Origin of the sequence: Paenibacillus nanchangensis (genome assembly GCF_046543445.1) — a bacterium.
Lineage (GTDB): Bacteria > Bacillota > Bacilli > Paenibacillales > Paenibacillaceae > Paenibacillus_AQ > Paenibacillus_AQ nanchangensis.
The window spans coordinates 70975-88819 of the sequence record NZ_JBHOFD010000012.1 but is presented as its reverse complement, the minus strand read 5'-3'; the positions used below and the strand labels follow the sequence as shown (position 1 = coordinate 88819).

The 17845-nt window shown below is 52.8% G+C and carries 17 protein-coding genes; 9 read left to right on the top strand and 8 right to left on the bottom strand.

What is annotated here, in order from left to right:
- Positions 1-215 precede the first annotated feature (215 nt).
- From ACE6ED_RS11375 to ACE6ED_RS11355, 5 genes are all read left to right on the top strand, one after another.
- Positions 216-986 carry an ABC transporter ATP-binding protein gene (locus tag ACE6ED_RS11375; RefSeq protein WP_410827237.1) on the top strand — a complete coding sequence of 257 codons (771 nt, stop codon included), beginning with the start codon at positions 216-218 and terminating at the stop codon, positions 984-986.
- The gene (locus tag ACE6ED_RS11370; RefSeq protein ID WP_410827236.1) at positions 961-2910 is read left to right on the top strand and encodes an FtsX-like permease family protein; all 1950 of its coding nucleotides are present in this window, start codon (positions 961-963) and stop codon (positions 2908-2910) included. The genes ACE6ED_RS11375 and ACE6ED_RS11370 overlap by 26 nt, the downstream gene beginning before the upstream one ends.
- Positions 2911-2958: 48 nt before the next feature.
- Positions 2959-3135: a hypothetical protein gene (locus ACE6ED_RS11365; protein ID WP_410827235.1), complete on the top strand. Its 177-nt coding sequence runs from the start codon at positions 2959-2961 to the stop codon at positions 3133-3135.
- 306 nt (positions 3136-3441) lie between these two features.
- Entirely contained in the window at positions 3442-4401 is a 960-nt protein-coding gene (locus ACE6ED_RS11360; RefSeq protein WP_410827234.1) for a helix-turn-helix transcriptional regulator, read from the top strand.
- A gap of 214 nt (positions 4402-4615) precedes the next feature.
- Positions 4616-5074 carry an SRPBCC domain-containing protein gene (locus ACE6ED_RS11355; RefSeq protein WP_410827233.1) on the top strand — a complete coding sequence of 153 codons (459 nt, stop codon included), beginning with the start codon at positions 4616-4618 and terminating at the stop codon, positions 5072-5074.
- Between the two features lie 305 nt (positions 5075-5379).
- Here the strand turns inward: ACE6ED_RS11355 and ACE6ED_RS11350 are convergent, their stop codons facing one another.
- Positions 5380-5940, bottom strand: coding sequence for a hypothetical protein (locus ACE6ED_RS11350; protein ID WP_410827232.1), 561 nt, complete (start codon positions 5938-5940; stop codon positions 5380-5382).
- Positions 5941-6012: 72 nt separating this feature from the next.
- On the bottom strand, positions 6013-7431 hold the full coding sequence (locus ACE6ED_RS11345) for an aminotransferase-like domain-containing protein (protein WP_410827337.1): 1419 nt from the start codon (positions 7429-7431) through the stop codon (positions 6013-6015).
- A gap of 245 nt (positions 7432-7676) precedes the next feature.
- Here ACE6ED_RS11345 and ACE6ED_RS11340 point away from each other — a divergent pair, with 245 nt between their 5' ends.
- Positions 7677-8600 carry a DMT family transporter gene (locus ACE6ED_RS11340; RefSeq protein WP_410827231.1) on the top strand — a complete coding sequence of 308 codons (924 nt, stop codon included), beginning with the start codon at positions 7677-7679 and terminating at the stop codon, positions 8598-8600.
- 166 nt (positions 8601-8766) lie between these two features.
- On the opposite strand, the gene ACE6ED_RS11335 is transcribed toward ACE6ED_RS11340, so the two are convergent.
- Entirely contained in the window at positions 8767-10047 is a 1281-nt protein-coding gene (locus ACE6ED_RS11335) for a YsnF/AvaK domain-containing protein (protein WP_410827230.1), read from the bottom strand.
- Between the two features lie 342 nt (positions 10048-10389).
- Between ACE6ED_RS11335 and ACE6ED_RS11330 the strand changes: the two genes are divergently transcribed.
- The 3 genes from ACE6ED_RS11330 (at position 10390) to ACE6ED_RS11320 (ending at position 13465) form a co-directional block, all read left to right on the top strand.
- The gene (locus ACE6ED_RS11330) at positions 10390-11379 is read left to right on the top strand and encodes an aldo/keto reductase (protein WP_410827229.1); all 990 of its coding nucleotides are present in this window, start codon (positions 10390-10392) and stop codon (positions 11377-11379) included.
- 389 nt (positions 11380-11768) lie between these two features.
- On the top strand, positions 11769-12731 hold the full coding sequence (locus tag ACE6ED_RS11325) for a helix-turn-helix transcriptional regulator (RefSeq protein WP_410827228.1): 963 nt from the start codon (positions 11769-11771) through the stop codon (positions 12729-12731).
- 107 nt (positions 12732-12838) lie between these two features.
- Complete coding sequence (locus ACE6ED_RS11320; RefSeq protein ID WP_410827227.1) at positions 12839-13465, top strand: type 1 glutamine amidotransferase family protein; 627 nt, start codon at positions 12839-12841, stop codon at positions 13463-13465.
- Positions 13466-14247: 782 nt separating this feature from the next.
- Here the strand turns inward: ACE6ED_RS11320 and ACE6ED_RS11315 are convergent.
- From ACE6ED_RS11315 to ACE6ED_RS11295, 5 genes are read right to left on the bottom strand one after another with little or no spacing between them, the layout of a single operon-like run.
- Positions 14248-15048, bottom strand: coding sequence for an SDR family NAD(P)-dependent oxidoreductase (locus tag ACE6ED_RS11315; RefSeq protein ID WP_410827226.1), 801 nt, complete (start codon positions 15046-15048; stop codon positions 14248-14250).
- A 30-nt stretch (positions 15049-15078) separates the two neighbouring features.
- Positions 15079-15216 (bottom strand): hypothetical protein, encoded by a 138-nt coding sequence (locus ACE6ED_RS11310; RefSeq protein ID WP_410827225.1) that lies wholly within the window; start codon positions 15214-15216, stop codon positions 15079-15081.
- Positions 15217-15275: 59 nt separating this feature from the next.
- Complete coding sequence (locus ACE6ED_RS11305; RefSeq protein WP_410827224.1) at positions 15276-15599, bottom strand: putative quinol monooxygenase; 324 nt, start codon at positions 15597-15599, stop codon at positions 15276-15278.
- A gap of 52 nt (positions 15600-15651) precedes the next feature.
- The gene (locus tag ACE6ED_RS11300) at positions 15652-16731 is read right to left on the bottom strand and encodes an FAD-dependent monooxygenase (protein WP_410827223.1); all 1080 of its coding nucleotides are present in this window, start codon (positions 16729-16731) and stop codon (positions 15652-15654) included.
- A 45-nt stretch (positions 16732-16776) separates the two neighbouring features.
- Entirely contained in the window at positions 16777-17628 is an 852-nt protein-coding gene (locus tag ACE6ED_RS11295; protein WP_410827222.1) for an SDR family NAD(P)-dependent oxidoreductase, read from the bottom strand.
- Positions 17629-17845 lie beyond the last annotated feature (217 nt).

Genomic DNA, 17845 nt, shown 5'->3' with positions numbered 1-17845 from the left:
TACAAGGAAGGCGCCCCCCCAAAGCGCCCTGGCTCCGCCGGGACGCTTTTTGGCATGCCTGCCCGGCCGCTGTACGCGAACACAATCTTAAACAAAGTGTAAGATATTTTTAAGCTAACCCGATGGCAGACCTCCGGCCAATTAGGATAGAGTAAAAGCATGAAGTCCGCCGGTCACCGCGCCACAGGCGGCAGGCAGGAAAGGAAGGTAAGAGTATGAACATTTTAGAAGTTAAGGCTCTGAACAAGGTTTATCCGGGGAAAGTGTCGACCCACGCCCTAACCGATATTCATTTGAATATTGAAGAAGGGGAATTTGTCGGGATTATGGGACCGTCGGGCAGCGGCAAAACCACCCTGCTCAACATGGTATCCACCATCGACGAACCAACCTCGGGCGAAGTGAAGATCGGCGGGAGCAACCCGTTTCTGATGAACAAAAAACAGCTTGCGCTGTTCCGCCGCAGACAACTCGGTTTTATTTTCCAGGATTTCAATCTGCTCGACACGCTGACGGTCGCCGAAAATATCGTGCTGCCGCTTACGCTGGACAACCGCCCGCTGCGCGAAATGGACACGATGCTGAAGGCCACCGCGAGACGGCTTGGCATCGAAGAGATTCTGAACAAGCGCACCTATGAAATTTCAGGCGGCCAACGGCAGCGGACGGCCATCGCCCGCGCTATCATCGGTTCTCCTTCGCTTGTGCTGGCGGACGAGCCGACGGGTGCGCTGGACTCCAATTCCTCGCGAATGGTAATGGAATCGCTGGAGAGCATCAATGCGCGTGAAGGGACCACGCTGATGCTGGTCACCCACGACCCGCTCGCCGCCAGCTACTGCAACCGGATCGTCTTCATTAAGGACGGCAAGCTGGCCGCCGAGATTCACCGCGGGGACAACCGGCAGACCTTTTTCCAAAAAATCATCGACACGCTGTCGTTCTGGGGAGGGAACAGCCATGAGCTTTCCTCAATTCGCGTTTAACAACATCCGCCGGAATGCACGGGCGTACATTGCTTTTTACTTAAGCAGCGCATTTATGGTCATGATTTTTTTCGCGTATTCGGTCTTTATCCATCACCCGTCCGTAAGCTCCGCCAAAATGGGCTCGAACGCTGCGGCGGGCATGTCGGTCGCTTCGTATATCGTTTATATTTTTGCCTTTTTCTTTGTGCTGTTCTCTATCAGCGCGTTTCTGAAGTCGCGGAACCACGAGTTCGGCATCCTGACGATCCTCGGGGCCCAGCCCGGTCAAATCAACCGGCTGGTGTTCATGGAGAACATGCTGATTGGCACGCTCTCCATCATCACCGGGGTGGCTGCGGGCATGCTGCTGTCCAAGCTGTTTCTGCTGCTCAGCACCCGGATTATGGGGATGGATGAGCTGCCGTTCTACTGGCCGGTTAAAGCCCTGTATGTAACGGCGGGCCTGTTTATGGCGCTTTTCGTGGTGATTTCGGTGTTTACGCTGCTGTTTATCCGCAAAAACCGCGTACTTGAGCTTCTGACCGGCACCCGCAAGCCAAAAAAAGAGCCGAAGGTCTCCTGGCTGCTGGCGCTGCTGTGCATCGCCCTGCTGGGGACCGGGTACTGGGCGATCCGGCAGCCGCTGGAGCTCCAGTGGATTGTGATCGCCGCGGTGACAGGCATCGCAGGCACCTACCTGTTCTTCTCGCAGCTGTCGGTGCTGACGATCCGGCTGCTGAAGCTGAGCCGGCGCCGGGTGTGGCGGCGCACGAACCTGATTTGGATCTCGGAGATGGCTTACAAGCTGAAGGACAACGCCCGGATGCTTTTTATGGTCACTGTGGTCACTTCACTTGCCTGCATGGCGACCGGGTTCCTGTTGTCCATTAATGCGCAGAGCCGGGAGGCTTATCTTCAATCGCCGTTCGCTTTTATGTATACCGTATATGAGCCCTTAAAGACGAAAGCGGATCTGGAGCCGATCCGGTCCCGGCTTGATTCCGAAGGAGTCAAATATGAGGAAGCGAAAGCCTCCCTCCTCCGCATTTACGGAGGAACAAAAGATGGAAAAATCCTTCCCGATCTCATCTCGATTTCGGAATATAACCGGCTGGCGGAGTTGGCAGGGGTTGAAACGAAAGAAGCGCCTGCGGAAGGCCAGGGGATTATGGTTTACAATTTGAGCAAACCGTCGGATACACTGTCGTTCGCTCAAGGGGAACAGCTTTCTTACAAGGAGTTAGGGGTCACTTTAGAGATCGCCGATATAACCAATTTAAAGGCCGATCTGTTCAATCAATTTACCACGTATCTGCTTGTGCTCTCCGACGGGCAGTTTCATGACCTGCATGCAACAGCAGCCAAAGCTTATCCTGACGCGTTAACAGACCGCTATATGATTAAAGTTCCGGAGTGGGACGGCGTATTGCCGGACTCCGAAGGGAAAAATGGCGTTCTTTCCACAAAATTGACGGATGAGGCGATGCTGAAAAACAGACAGACCAACGATTACAGCACCGGCCTTAACGCCCGCGCCTATTCTTATTTGGCGACGAAGCAAGGTGCGGCGATGATCGGTTTTAACGGCAGCTTTATCGCGCTGATCTTTTCAATCTCCTCGGCCAGCTTCCTGTATTTCCGGCTGCATTCCGAGCTGGCTGAAGACCGCAGGGTTTACCGGTCACTGTCCAAAATCGGCCTGAGCACCGGAGAGATGTCAGCGGCATCCACCCGTCAGATCGCTGTTCTGTTTTTTGTTCCGATCCTTGTCGCCTGGATTCAAACGCTGGTCGTGATCCGGCCGGTGTTGAATCAAATGCACATCTACCGGGTTACCGTTCCGGTGCTGATTACGATCGGCGGTTTTCTCACGCTGCAGACGCTGTATTTTATTATCGTCCGGACACGATATGTACGCAGTCTTAAAAAAGCGATGGTATAACCCGCAAACTCGGCTCGCGTGGAATAAAAGAATGAAGGGGGAATCCAAATGTATAACGAGCCCTGTGCCGAAAAAATCTCCCAAAACGGCGGTATGGACTTTAATTCCAAGTCCGGTTCCAAGCCTGATGCGGGCGACTGGGCCCGAAGAATTTGGGTCACGCTGTGCCTCTCCGTTGTTTTGCTGGGCGGCGTCGTCTCCGCTATAAAACTGTTCGCGCAGTAAGCAGTAATGCGCTGGACGTGCTGGGGGCAGAAATAAAGCGGCCCGGTATGGCTTGTCCCCGCCCGAGAGACCGGAAAAGGTCATTCAGGCCGGGGCCGGAGCAGCCCCAACATCGTTAACTTCACTGTCAGCGGACATCCCTTTCTCCCGTTTCCTGCCGGAAACGGGAGTTTTTATTTGGAGCTTCCTGCTGTTCCCGGAAGGAACCGCCGGGGCATCCGGCGAAACGGTATTCTGCGGAGGGGCAACACGAAATCTGCCTGCTCACCCGCTGCATTATTTTGTGAACGCCTGGAGGTTATCCGTTTGTCCAAATCCGATCACATGCTCTCCATCTTGTGGACGCTTAGTCAAGGCCGCCGGGTCACCGCCGCCGAGCTGTCGGAACGGCTTGAAATCAGCATCCGCTCAGTCTACCGCTATATCGATTCGCTGTGCGCAAGCGGCGTTCCCGTATTGGCCGAAGCGGGACCGGGCGGCGGGTATTCGCTGCCTGAGCATTTTACGGCTGCGCCTCTTTTTTTCGCCGACGACGAGCTGCGTGCGCTGGTTCAGTCTGCTGCCTTCGCCCGGGCCGGCGGGTATCCGTATACCGAAGCGCTGGACCGGGCGGTAGCCAAGCTGAAGCACTACACAAACGATGACCAGCTTCAGCTCATTCAGCGGCATGAGACCGGCCTCGGCGTCATTCCTTCGCCCTCTGTTCCGGAAGCGGAGTTGCTCGCGGGTCTTGAGCATGCCGCGGCGCACGGACAGACCTTAACCATCCGCTACGCCGGGCAGGGCCGCCCTCAGCAGGACCGGAACATTGATCCTTACGGTCTTGTCTACTGGAAGGGCAGCTGGTATCTCGTCGGCTTCTGCCATCTTCGCGGGGAGATCCGCAGTTTCCGGGCCGACCGGATCGCTGGCTCGGCGCCGACAGGCGGCACGTTTGTCCGCCCCGCCGGATTTGTGGCGCGCGATGCGCTGCTGCGGGGGCTGCTGCCGGACCCCGGCGCCGCTCCCCGGCTCGTTCCCGTGATCATCCAGGCGGATGCCGCCGTCTTAAACGAGCTGTGCAATCACTGGCTGTTCGGCCATACGCTCAGCGGGCGGTCCGACACGGAAGCCCGTTTTTTGCTGGACGAGGAAGCCCTGCTGGGGTATGCGCCTTACTTCCTGCTTCCCTACGGCCGCGCGCTCCGCATTAAAGAGCCAGAGATGCTGCGCGGGCGGCTTGCAGCGATTGCTGCCGGATTGGCGAGCCATTATGGGGGCGAGTGACTGCTTTATTTTTCCGGATTGATCTCCGGTTCTCATTTGAAGGACTCCCGGCGGCGATTAAGACGGCTGCTTCAGACGATCAAGAGGAATACTCTATTTTCCCGGCAGATTTAGGCGCATCTTTAAAATCACTGACCGTATTTGTCAGGGGTTGTCCGGTATATTAAGTTTGCAGGCCGGACTAAAGCGGCCAACAACAAGGAGGATGATCCCGATGAATGAAGCAGGATTTAAGTATGTGTATTATGTGGATGCAGCGCCGCAGCGCGTGTGGGAATGTCTGACCTCGCCGGAGGAGGTCGGGCGGATTTATTACGGCAGCGTGATTCGTTCCGAGATGCTTCCCGGAGCAGACATCGCTTATGTAGGCCCGGGGGCCGAAGGAGAGGAAACGGTGCATGTATACGGTAAAATCCTGGACATCATTCCGGGACAGCTGCTGCGGTTCACTCACTTCCCCGGCCCTTCTTATGTCAAGGACGGCTTGTCCTTTGAATCCGTGATCACGTGGAAGGTTGAACCTGCAGGCTCCTGTACCCGTCTGACGCTGATTCATGACGGCTGGGATGAACGCGATCCTTCGCGCCAAGGCAGCGACGACGCCTGGCCGGTCATCCTCAGCAATACAAAGACGCTGGCCGAAACAGGAAAAACGCTGAACCTCGAAGGCTAAAGTCCATAACCGTCTTAAACGAAAAAACACGCTCCGTTCGCCCCCGAGGCATACGGAGTAGTTTTTTGTCAAACCCTGGTTCTGATTCTGCATCTTGTTCTGGTTCTGTATCTGGTTCTGGCCCTAGTTCTAGCCCTGGTTCTAGCCCTGGTTCTAGCCCTGGTTCTAGCCCTGGTTCTAGCCCTGGTTCTAGCCCTGGTTCTAGCCCTGGTTCTAGCCCTGGTTCTGGCTCTGCCCTCGCTCTAGTTCTGCCCAAGTTCTGGCCCTAACCCAGCCGTGCAGCAGGTTCGTCTCGCGCTAACCGCTTATTTTCTGAGCCCTTTGCGGGCCGTACGGTACAAAAGAGCGCCAAATATGACCGCGGCCGTCGACACGCCGCTTACCGCCGCTGCGGCAACGAGCCGGCTTCCCTTGCTGTCCCCGGACCCATTCGCATTTGCGGGCGAATCCGGGCTTTTGTCTTTCCGGTCTCCGGATTCGGCAGCAGACATGCCGCATGCCCGTCCGGCCGCACGGCTGCCGGCTTCCGGTTCGGCCGCCCGCCCCCCCGATTCCGGTTCGGCCGAAGCAGCGGCGATATTCCCCTCAGCCTGTTCCGCTTCGGCTCTTTTCCAGTGTTCCCGCACCTTTATGTTGATCCGTTCCGGCCGGGCCGACGAGCGAATGGCGGCCTTGGCTCCGGCGTCTTCAGCCGCCAGAACAGTCCCATTGATGACGGCGGCGTTCCGTTCCAGCACAGCACCCGTACCAGGTGATGTCGTGCTGGAGCTGGCGTCCACGCTGGAAGAAGGCAGTGCTAGCAGCACAGCCGTTATCCAGCCCGCGCAGCATAAAGGGCGCAGCTGCCGCCAGGTTCCGTTTCTCATCTCGTCCACCTCCTTGCCTGTTTAGACGGCAGGAAGGGGCGAAGTGTTCCGGTGTTGGCGCAAACTTTTTTTCTAACCGCCCTTGGCTTGGCCGGTCCGCAGCTGATCTGCCGCGGCGCGGAGCCGGCGGATTCCTTCCTTCAGCCTGATTTCGTTCATAAAAGAATAACAGAGCCGAATCCGCGGCGAGGCTTTCCCCAATGGGTCGCAGACAGACCCGGGAACAAAAGAGACGGATTGCCCGCCGCACGCCGCAAACAGCGCCTCCGCCCCTATATCCGGCGGCAGCTTCACCCACAGGTTGAGCCCGCCCAGCGGTGACTGCCACGCCCAGTCCGTCCCCTCCAGCGCTTCCTCCACCGTCTCCTTGCGGATCTGGAGAGCGATACGCAGCTTGCCCAAATGCTGCTGCAGCCGGGGAGAGGTGTAATAGTGAAGAAAAATCTTTTGATTGAGCAGCGGCGTCCCGTTATCCGCCAGCGACTTGGCCGTAATCAGCCTGGACATCACCGGCTCTCTGCAAGCGACGGCGCAAATCCGCAGGCCGGGGGCCACATATTTGCTGAAGCTGCCGATGTAAACCACCCAACCTTCGGTATCGTAGGCAAACAGCGGCGGAGGCGGCGGTTCGGCAAAATACATCTCCCGGAACGGATCGTCTTCGATTAAAAGACAGCGGTAGCGCTCCGCCAGCTCCACCAGTGCTTTGCGCTGCCCTGTCGGCACGGTGAAGCCGGTTGGATTGTGGTGCGTCGGGTTCATGTAAAACACACGCGGGCGGTGAAGCCGCATCAGCTCCTCCACCCGCTCCAGATCGTAGCCTTCCGGGGTAATGTCCACCGGAAGAAGCCGCGCGCCCTCCCGCTTGAAGATTTCCAGCGCCGCGCTGTACGTCGGCCGTTCGATCAGCACCGTGTCCAACGGGCCGACAAACAATCCGGCGAGCAGATTAATCGCCTGCTGCGCGCCGGACGTAATCATGACCTCCTCCGGAGACAGCTGCAGCCCGGCGCTGCGCTTAAAGCTGTCCGTCAGCATCGTTCGGAGCTCCGCATCGCCCTGCACATCCGCATAGGTGCCCATGACTTTGGGGTACAGATCGAAGACTTTTTTTACATACTCGGACAAATACAGATTGGGCAGCAGATTCGGATCGATCAGCGCTTGGGAGAACTGATACTCCGCGGGCGTGCGCTGGATTTCGGACAGCCGGTTGGACAAAGCGTAGGGCGACGCTCCAGCGCTTTCATCCTGTTTCGGATCCTGTTTTGGGGCCTGCTCTGCAGCGCTGGAAGCAGCTACATAGTAACCGGACTTGTCTTTGACATAGACCGCCCCCTCATCCTTGAGTATCTGGTACGCCTTGAACACGGTCAGCCGGTGGACGCCGATCTCTGCGGCTAGTGCTCTTACGGACGGCAGCCGGTCATGAGCGGCCCACTCTCCTCTAGCTATCCGGTTCCGGATATGCCCGCATATCTGGCGGAACAACGGCTGTTCTCCTTTACTGCCGCCCTTTGCATCCCCGCCTCCACCGCCGGTCTCTGCCAGCGTTCCCGTCAGCACCTTCCAGTCCTCTTGTCTTTTCACTGTCCGTCCTCCCCAGTCTGTATATTGGCTCTTATGTATAGCCTATTGTACCGCACCTCCGCCTTGATCTGTTCTATTATTATCCCTCTGTTCTATTCCTTCCGGTCTATGATTAGCCACATACGATTTTAAAGGAGACCTCCGCTATGATTATGGCTGCTTATGTATCCATCTGTCTGATTTTCGGCACCACCTTTCTGGCAATAAAAGTTGGCGTGGACGCGGGGATGCCGCCGTTTTTTTCGGCGGGGCTGCGCTTTTTTCTGGCGGGCGGCGCCATGCTGCTGTGGATGAGTCTGCGCGGGCGGACGAAATTCCGGCAGCTCCCGCACAAAGAAAGCGCGGCGGCGGGCGCCCTGCTTACCTTCGGCACCTTCGCCACGCTGTATTGGGCGGAGCAGCATGTCTCTTCGGGCCTGGCCGCCGTACTGTCCGCTACCGGGCCGATCATGATTTTGCTGCTTCAGACCGGCTCCTCCCGGCAACGGCCGCCGCTTGCTTCGCTGCTCGGCTGTCTGATTGGCTTCACCGGCGTCCTGCTGCTCGTTCTGCCCGGTCTTACGTTTGGCTCCGGCCTATTATGGATGGCCGGCTGCGCTGCCGTGCTGGCAGGCGAATTATGTTATGCCTCCGGCACGCTGTATTCGCGCAGGGTGATCCAGCGTTATGCCGGGACTTCGCCGGTGGCGTTAAATGCGGCCCAAATGTTTTACGGCGGCCTTTTTATGCTGGTGCTGTCATTTTTCACGGAGAAGGTCCGGCCTGAAACGCTGCTGACCGGCAGCGCAGCAGGGTCGCTGCTTTATCTGGTTGTGTTCGGGTCCATGATCGGACATACGCTTTATTATTGGCTGCTCGCCCGCACCAATCCCGTCTTCCCGTCCACCTGGCTGTATATCTCCCCGCCCATTGCGGTATTTGTCGGCTTCCTTGTATACGACGAGCCGCTGACACCGGTGATGCTGCTTGGCGTGTTTACGATTGTCGCCGGAACTGTGCTGGTTAATGCAGAAGGACTGAAGTCGCTGCTCAGCCGCCCCGCTCCGCATACGGCCGTGCCCAAAAAGTAGCTTCCACCATCTAAATCCCCCGGATTTTCCATCTCCCCAAACAGCAGCAAGCCGGCAGCCAAGGAAGATTCCCTGACTGCCGGCTTGTCTTATCTTATTGCCCGCTTTGGCTGAATTCCAGCCCTGCTTCGGGCAGCAGCTCTTATTTCAAGCCACAATTCATAGCTTAGCGGCGTTTGTTGTACAGCGACTCGTCTTCTTCCACACGGGAGTTCAGGCCGCTGAGGCGTTCGTCGCCGCGAACCTGCGCGCCGCCGGTTTTATCGACCCGCGCTTCTTCCCGTTTCACGGTATCCTGCACCTGCTCGGTGCTCTGGATTTCGCGTTTGTGGACCTCGACCTCGCCCGTAACAACCGGACGTTTCGATACCTCCACTTGCTCCTCGCTCACCGGGATCCGGATCGTTTCTTCCTGGCCGATCGGCCCAGCGCTGGTCTCGTCGTGGACCGGACGGCGCTCAATGACGACCTCTTCATGAGAAACCGGCACATTGATTGTCTTTTGCTCTTCCACGATCTCCTTGCGGACCGACACCTCGCCTGTCTGCACACGGTTTTTCGAAATGTTCAGCTGCTCTTCGCGCAGCCGCAGCTTCCGCTCATAGTCCGGATCGTTAACATCCAGCTCCATGTTCGGATCCCAGTCCGTATCCAGCGTATCGTCCGTGGTCCGGTAGCCGCCTACCGCACGCATCTCCTCATCTTCGAGCAGATCCGGCGTGTTCGTGACGGAGCCTGTCATGCCTGGCTGGTATACGTCACGGCTCGCCCGGTCCTGCGTTACGCCCGTCATTGTCCCGGAGTTCATAGTATCCAGACCCGTGTCCGTCCGTCCTTCCAGACCCGAGCCGTTAAACGCGGCGTCAACCGTATTGTTGACGGAACGCGGGGCATCGCCGGCAAGATCACGGTCTTGGAACCGGTCCGCTGTGGAAGACGATACATCGCTGTCGAAATAATCGGAATTCAGGGAATGGTTGTCCCGGAAAATCCGGTATACTTCGGCCTCCTGTGCCGTGTCCGCTTCCACCATGACCAAAATCCTTCCATCGTTAACATATTCGTTGTAGCTCTCCGCTTCATTCTCCGGAATGCCGAGGCCGATCAGACCGCCGACCAGACCGCCAGCTCCCGCGCCAACTGCCACTCCCGTCAGTGTAGCGGCAATTGGTCCCGCTGCAATGATCGGGCCGATCCCCGGGATGGCGAGCGCGCCGATTCCGGCCAGCAGTCCCGTCACCCCGCCGAGCAGTCCGCCGGTCGCGGCGCCTGAAGCCATACCTTCCGGCGCTTTTGTGCCTGTTTCTTCGCTGATTGCATTTACATCTCTTTTATTTCTGGCGATAACGGAGATATCATCTGTCCGAAAACCTTGCCGCTTTAAATCCTCAATGGCGCTAGATGCTTCCTGTTCGGTTATAAAGACACCAACAATTCTCTTATTCATCACGATTACCTCCTCTTGGTTGTCGAAATGTAAAAAGCTTCAGTCGCTTTCACAGCATACTTAACCAAACTGCCGGAGACGAAACTTTCTGGCGGCCTTTCCCAGCGCCCCTATCCTCAAAATTAGTTTTCAAACAGGAAATCCCTGTAATACGAGACCCATAATGTGGAAATAAATGCGGTTCATCGGCTCCGTCTGAAACCGCAAACACTTTTCGCTTTATCCTTCCGGGAATCCCGGCTACAATAACATTAGGCTGCAGACGCGGCAGACGCAGCAGACCAAGCAGACTTAACTGCCGCCGTAACCTTACTTTTCATTTACCGAGGAGGACTACCATCCATGTATTCACCTAGTTCCGCCCGTTACGAAAGCATGACCTATAACCGCTGCGGCCGAAGCGGCTTAAAGCTGCCGGCGATTTCTCTTGGCCTATGGCACAACTTTGGCGGAATCGACTCGTTCGAAAACGGCCGGGCTATGGTCCGGCGCGCCTTTGACCTGGGCGTCACCCATTTTGACCTTGCGAACAACTACGGACCGCCTCCGGGTTCTGCCGAAGAGCAGTTTGGACAAATTTTGAAAAAGGACCTGTCCGCCTACCGGGACGAATTGATTATCTCCACCAAGGCAGGTTATTACATGTGGCCGGGGCCTTACGGCGACTGGGGCTCCAGAAAATATCTTGTCTCCAGCCTAGATCAAAGCCTGAAGCGGATGGGCCTGGACTATGTCGATATTTTTTATCACCACCGTCCCGATCCCGAAACGCCGCTCGAAGAAACGATGGGGGCGCTGGACAGCATCGTCCGCCAGGGCAAAGCGCTGTACATAGGCCTGTCCAATTACCGGCCGGAAGAAACCAAGGAGGCTGCACGCATTCTCCGCGAGCTTGGCACGCCGTGCCTCATTCACCAGCCGAATTATTCGATGCTGTCCCGCTGGATTGAAGAAGGGCTGCAGGCTGTGCTCGAAGAGGAAGGTATCGGCACGATCGCCTTTTCCCCACTGCACAAAGGCATCCTGACCGACCGCTATCTGAATGGAGTGCCGGCCGATTCCCGCGCCGCAGGCCCAAGCGTGTTCCTCTCGGGAGACGAGCTGACGCCTGAGGTAATTGGCAAAGTCCAGAAGCTGAACGAGCTGGCCGGACGCCGGGGCCAGAAAATGTCCCAGATGGCTTTGTCCTGGGTGCTCCGCAAAGGCCGGGTGACCTCCGCGCTGATCGGCGCAAGCAAAGTCGCCCAAATTGAAGATGCGGTTGCAGCTGTAAGCGCGCCTGACTTCACCGATGAAGAACTGCAGGAAATCGAGTCCATTTTGAAGGGCTGATCACGGGGAACCGGCTTGTCCAAGTTCACCAATCCATTGAATGAAAAACAGCCGGAATCCTCCAGCTTAGGCAGGATTACCGGCTGTTTTTTTCGGTTTTTTTTCGCGTTCCCGGCATCGTAAAAACTTGCCCGAGTTCAGCATCCCGAAAAGCATGCCCTATAAGTTGTTAAATCAGCAACTCAGCCGTTAACTCGGCTGAAAAATAAAGTGTTAGACTTGGCAATAAAGTTGTAGACTGAGGAAATAGAACATTAGACTGACAATGCTTCATTAAGCTAACGGGCAGATCGTTTAGAATCATCCGCGCTGGATCTTATCATCAATAGTGGTAAAGCGGAAAACAAACACTGTTGAGTATAGTGTTAATCAAAGGTGAGGGTTATGTTATGCCAAAAAGTGATAATATGCTGACAATTCTATGGATGTTGAATTCGGGAGAGAAATGGACTGCACAGCAAATAGCGGAAAAGTTAGAGATAAATATAAGAACAGTTTACAGGTATATTGATGCACTATGTGCCAGCGGCGTCCCTATCATATCCGACACTGGGCACAACGGCGGGTATAGCTTGCTGCACAATTTTATCAAATCTCCTCTGTTATTTAGTATGGATGAAAAAAAGACACTGCTTCATGCTGCACTATTTGCAAAAGAAGCCGGATATCCTTTAAGTGAGGCATTAGAGAATGCAACATCCAAGTTGAAAATGTATTCGAATCAGGAGCAGGAAAATATACTAAGCCATCAATTAGCCGGATTTGGAGTAATAAACCGCAGGGGATACCCCGCTGTTCAGCCCGTATTGCAGGAATTGGAGCACGCTGTAGCAAATGAATGGTCTATAGAAATTTCTTATCGTAACAGTCATGAAGAGCAGTCCACAAAAAGGGTGATAGACCCCTATGGCGTGGTTAATTGGAACAATAAGTGGTACACAATTGCTTTTTGCCACCTTCGGAATGAGATCCGCAGCTTTCGGGTAGAACGTATTCTGAACATCACACGCACGCCTTTCTCATTTAGGCGTCCCAATGATTTTTCAGCGCGTACTTTTTTCATGAAAAATCTGTTACCAGATGTAGCAGGTAAATCCGGATTAATTTCTTTGATTATTGGCGGCAGGGCAGAGGCGTTGGATGATTTATGCATACATTGGTTTTTGGAGCATCATTTGCAGGAACGGACATCAACGCAAGCAAGTTTTTTACTTGAAGAAGAACTACTGTATACACATGTTCCACATATACTGCTTCCCTATGGGAAATCCATTCAAGTTATAGAGCCACAGAATCTAAAGAATAGACTTGTGGCGGTTGCTTCAGAATTAATGGAATATTATCAAGTTTAACAACTTCACTGACGGCAATTGTCAGTGAAGTTGTTTTATTATAATGATAACCGCTCATTAAAGATGAATGGTTGCTGTTTAATAAACTTTATGAGGAGTACTTAAAAATGAATAATACCGTATATCTTTATGTGTTTGATACCATGTCCGATTGGGAAATAGGTTATTTAGCCGCCGAACTGAACTCTGGAAGATACTTTAGACAGGGGCTGGCTCCAGCCAAAATAGTCACCGTCGGGATAGAAAAGACTCCAGTAACTACAATGGGCGGATTGAAAATAATACCTGACATTAAAGTGGATGAGTGCAGCATTAAAAGCGTAGATGCATTAATTTTACCTGGCGGAAATACATGGACTGAAGCTATTCACGCGCCCATATTAAAAATTGCCGAGATGTGTTTGAACGAAGGAATAGTAGTTGGAGCAATTTGTGGCGCTACCTTTGGACTTGCTCAAGCAGGATTGTTAGATTCACGTTGGCACACAAGCAATGATTTAGCCTACCTGAAAACGATTTGCCATTCTTACATGGGCGAAGAATATTACAAAGTGGAATCTGCAGTCACCGATGGGAAATTGATCACCGCATCCGGAGTAGCTCCATTAGAATTTTCCGTTCAGGTTTTAAAAGCGCTAGATGTATTTTCTTCGACAACATTAGACGCCTGGTATCGTCTTAATAAAACTCAGGAACCTAAATATTTCTACGAGTTAATGACTTCAATCCAATGACAGTATAGGGATATAAGTCTGTGGAGTGCACTGTGTCGCTTATAAAGAAATAGCTTATTGGAGCCACATATACCAATAAGATGGAACTCAGGTTCTGTTTATTCGGGCGCTAATTAAGAAGATCTATAGGATGGGGATCGAAAAAGTATTAACAATATCGTCTTCTGGTGCACAGAAGACGATTCCTTTAGCCATTTTGCTATACCAGTACCCCTAGTCAGCTTGCAGTACAATAACACATTGTGCAATCTGTTCATCCGTATGAATGGAAAGAATGCCAAGTCGGGACGGGTGTGGCGAGGTCCATCTGTTTATTGTCAGATCGTTCTCCATTATACCTAACACTTTGGAACGAATCCTCTCCTGTGGCACACCCGCAGCGGACTACCATCGAACGCGATACCGAGGTTTTTCCGGACCCAGAGGACGTTATTTCTGAAATTCCTGGGCTTTTCGGTTGCCTTGCGGACTCCAGATCCGTTATTCGTACCGAAAACATCCAAACTATGGCTTCTCCGCGTAAATAGGTGCATCTGAGTCCGTAACTTTGCCAAAACACGGAATAATCAGCAAATAGGGCCTTCTGAGTCCGTGCACTTGTACCCCTACTTTCTCTGGCGGCTGCAAAAGGCGGTAATCCGGGATGGGATGAAATCCTGAAGCACGTTACCATTAAACCGGACTTTGGTTACCATTGAACCCGACTTTGAGCAGATGATGATGGATACAACCATAGTACAGTAGGTACAAAGTTCAAATTTAATTTATCGAATAATCTCAGTTTAAATCGTTTTAATCATATTTCCATCAATCACATAGTCCGCACCAGTAATCATTGAAGCCCGCTCCGAAGCAAGGAAAACGGTAAGGTTCGCAATATCTTCGGCTTCTGCAAATTTCCCCAATGTTATACCAGCCATTTTAGGCAGCTCTTCAAAAACTTTTTCGGAAGCCATCGTTGCAAATGAACCGATTGTTTTGGCCATTCCGTGTTCAGGGTCCTGCCACAAAGGTGTTACTACCGGTCCAGGTGAGATCGAGTTAACTCTAATATTACGAGGTCCAAACTCACCAGCCAGCATTTTCGTCAAATTATTTAGTGCCGCTTTGGTTGTTCCATAAATAGGCAATAACAATTCGGGCATTTGTGCATTTACTGAAGAGATATTTACAATTGCACCCTCATTGTTCTTTAGGATATGCGGTAAGGCTGCTTGAGTAAAACGAACAACGCTAAACAGGTTTAAATCATAAAGTTGTTCCCATTCCTCATTTGGCGTAGCCAAAAAACCTTCTCCTCTCCTCTTGTCAACCGCCCCGACACTATTGATTAAAATGTCGACTCTGCCGAACACTCCACCGAGTTTTTTAGAAAGTTCAACTGTATTACGTTCCATACTGACATCAATAGGTAGATGTTTGACTGGTTTGTTTTCAACAAGATCAGCCAATTCCTCCGTTAATGTCCGACTTACCGCGACGACACTTGCCCCTTCCTCAATAAGCTTTCGAACGATAGCGAGCCCGATTCCTTTACTTGCTCCGGTAACGATAGCTACTTTGTTGGCTAATTTAAGATCCATGTTTACCTCCTAAAGCTACGCTTTTAAAATTTAAATTCCTTTATTTCCAGGCATTATTCCTTTGATGAAAACAATGTCTCGCAGCGATCCGACACGAATATCCAGTGCTGCGAAATCATCGATCGTTGCCAAAGGTTTGCCTCTTCCACTCAAGTCTTTACCGCTCACGAAAATATCTCTTACGCTTTCCGGACAGCACTCAAGGAGTTCTGCTCGGTGTTGCATTTTTACTGCGCTGGGCGGAACGGCTGTAGAAGCCGAATCCCTTCCTCAATAGATCCCTCCATCAGTTCTAAGAGCTGGGGCACCAGTTCCTGCATCCGGGGGGCGTTCAGGTGCCGATTGAGCGCATCCCGGTTTTCCCAGCGCTCGTAGATAATGAATGTGCCAGGCTGGCCTTCTACCTCATGAGCTTCGTAGTCAATGTTGCCCGGATCGTTGCGCGACGGGGTGACAGCAGCCGTCATGAATGCCTTCATCTCGGCTTCTCTCCCTGCTTTAGCTCTCGCCTCCCAGAGTACAGTAACGTAACGGTTTATTGTATCGTTCATACTAATTCCTCCTAATTTATAAATACTTCATAGTTTTTGCATTACCGTTTTCTCAAATGGGCAAATTCCCGTTTACCGCAAGAACATCTTGACGAACCGCATCTAAACGGCGTGTTTGGTATTCACTCAAAGCCTTTATTATCGAATTCGGATACTTTTTTATGGCATCCATAATGGCAACCGTATCCTCAAGGGAGTCATTAAAGCCTGCGCCCGTCATTGGTGACATGGTATGTGCTGCGTCGCCGATGATGGCTATTCTTCCTTTTGACAATATATTAGGGATGTATTCATTAACAGGTGTCCCGATTAAACTGCGATCCTTAATCGCGATTTGCAAAACGGCGTCATCTTCTTTGCTCCAATTGGCTTGGCTGGTATGAGATAGTTCTTCCAGCAGCGAATCCGGAATAGCTTCACCATATAACGAATGCTGGGTAATCCCCTCCTTTAACACGCCTAATTCGGACAGCAATGGATTATGCGAACGATCAAACCAGCAAAAACCTATCCATCGCTGGCCAGGATGGGTTCCCCCCTCTTTCCCTGGCATCACCGCAGTTGTCAATGTACCGGCGGCACTATTGGTGAAATAAGCGCTCGACAACTGCCGCTTTTTCCAGTCTTTTTTTGGCAGCAATTTTTCATCCACTTTCCCTACCCAAACCAAATAGCCAGCATAATCTGCAAATGGTCGGTCAGGGCTTAAATAACGGCGGACAATACTGCGATATCCATCGGCGCCAATCAAAAAGTCTCCTTTAAACGTCTGCTCCTCTTCACTGGTAGCCCAAACAGACGACTCATTTTGCCCCACACTAACAATTCGTGTATGGTGCTGAAGGGTAACATCAGGTTCTTTAGCGACCGCATTTAGCAAACGTTCTTGAATGGCCGACCAGGCTTCAACATTGTTGTTCCCATTGGATGCCAAGTGTCTTAATTCTCGTTCAATTTGACTATTACGATAAGGCTTCGTGTGTAAGCGAATAAAAGCACCATTTCTTAATGATGAATCTGCACGTTCAAGAATGGTCACTGCATAACCAGCACGGGATAACGCAAGCCCCATCATTAGACCACCTAAAGATCCGCCTACAATAATGGCATGTTCAAGCCGTTGTTGTGACATCATTCATCTCCCGTTTTGTAATGGCGGACATTCGTAAAATGCCTGTTACTGCAGCTTCATCTGGCTGCGGAGCATCCGGTCGAGGAGTTTGTCTGGGAGAATACGGACCAGTCGGGTCAGCAGTGCCGAATCGCGGCCGACCGTATAGCGGGTGCGCGGCTTATTTACGCGGATTGCTCGTGAAACCACTGCGGCCACTTTTTCGGGGCGGATACCGTCCGTTGCCCATGTTTCAGCCTGAGCCTTCACGGCATCAAAAAGACGATCATGACGCTTGTGCTGGTCCGGTGTCATTAACTTGGCCAGCCGCTCCGCTGTCGTAATCCCTTGTTCCGACAGTCCCGTGCTGACACCACCCGGAGTGATCATGATAACCTTGAATCCGAACGAGGACATCTCTCTGCGAAGGCTGTCATTGATCGCTTCCATGGCATACTTTGCAGCCGAATAAATTCCGAAGCCGGGCATGGAGACCTTGCCGCCAAGCGAACCGATATTGACCACGCGCCCGCCGCTGTTCAGCAAGGCCGGGGTAAGCGCCTGAATAACCGCGACCTGCCCGATTACACTGACTTCGATCTGGCGGCGAAATTCATCGAGCGGAACCATCTCAAGAGGTGCATTAACGGCGATGCCGGCATTATTGACCACGGCCCGCAAAGGGCGACCAAGCGGATCTTGCTCCACCCGTTCGGCCAGCCGCTTTAGTGTGTCGGTATTGGTAACATCGACGATCACTGGCTCGATATTTTTGCGTTTGATTTTGTCGGCATCTTCCTGACGGCGAACCCCCGCCAAAACATGAAATCCTTCAGCGGCGAGCTGCTCCGCAGTAGCCCTGCCGATGCCGCTGGACGTACCTGTTACGACAACTAGTTCTTGAGTTTTAAATGACATAGTAGCCCTCCTAGGTTTTATAAGATATAGATCACTGTATAGCACCGTTATACAGACATTATAGCAGCGCTATACCAAGCTGTCTATAGCGGCGCTATATTTTTTTGAAGTGGTGTCCTGCGGTCTGAACATCGTCTTGACGGGCGTTGCGAGGTGTACTCGGCGCTCACGAAGTACCATGGGGGGGAGTGGGTTTCAAGGGAACTCATACTTGCAT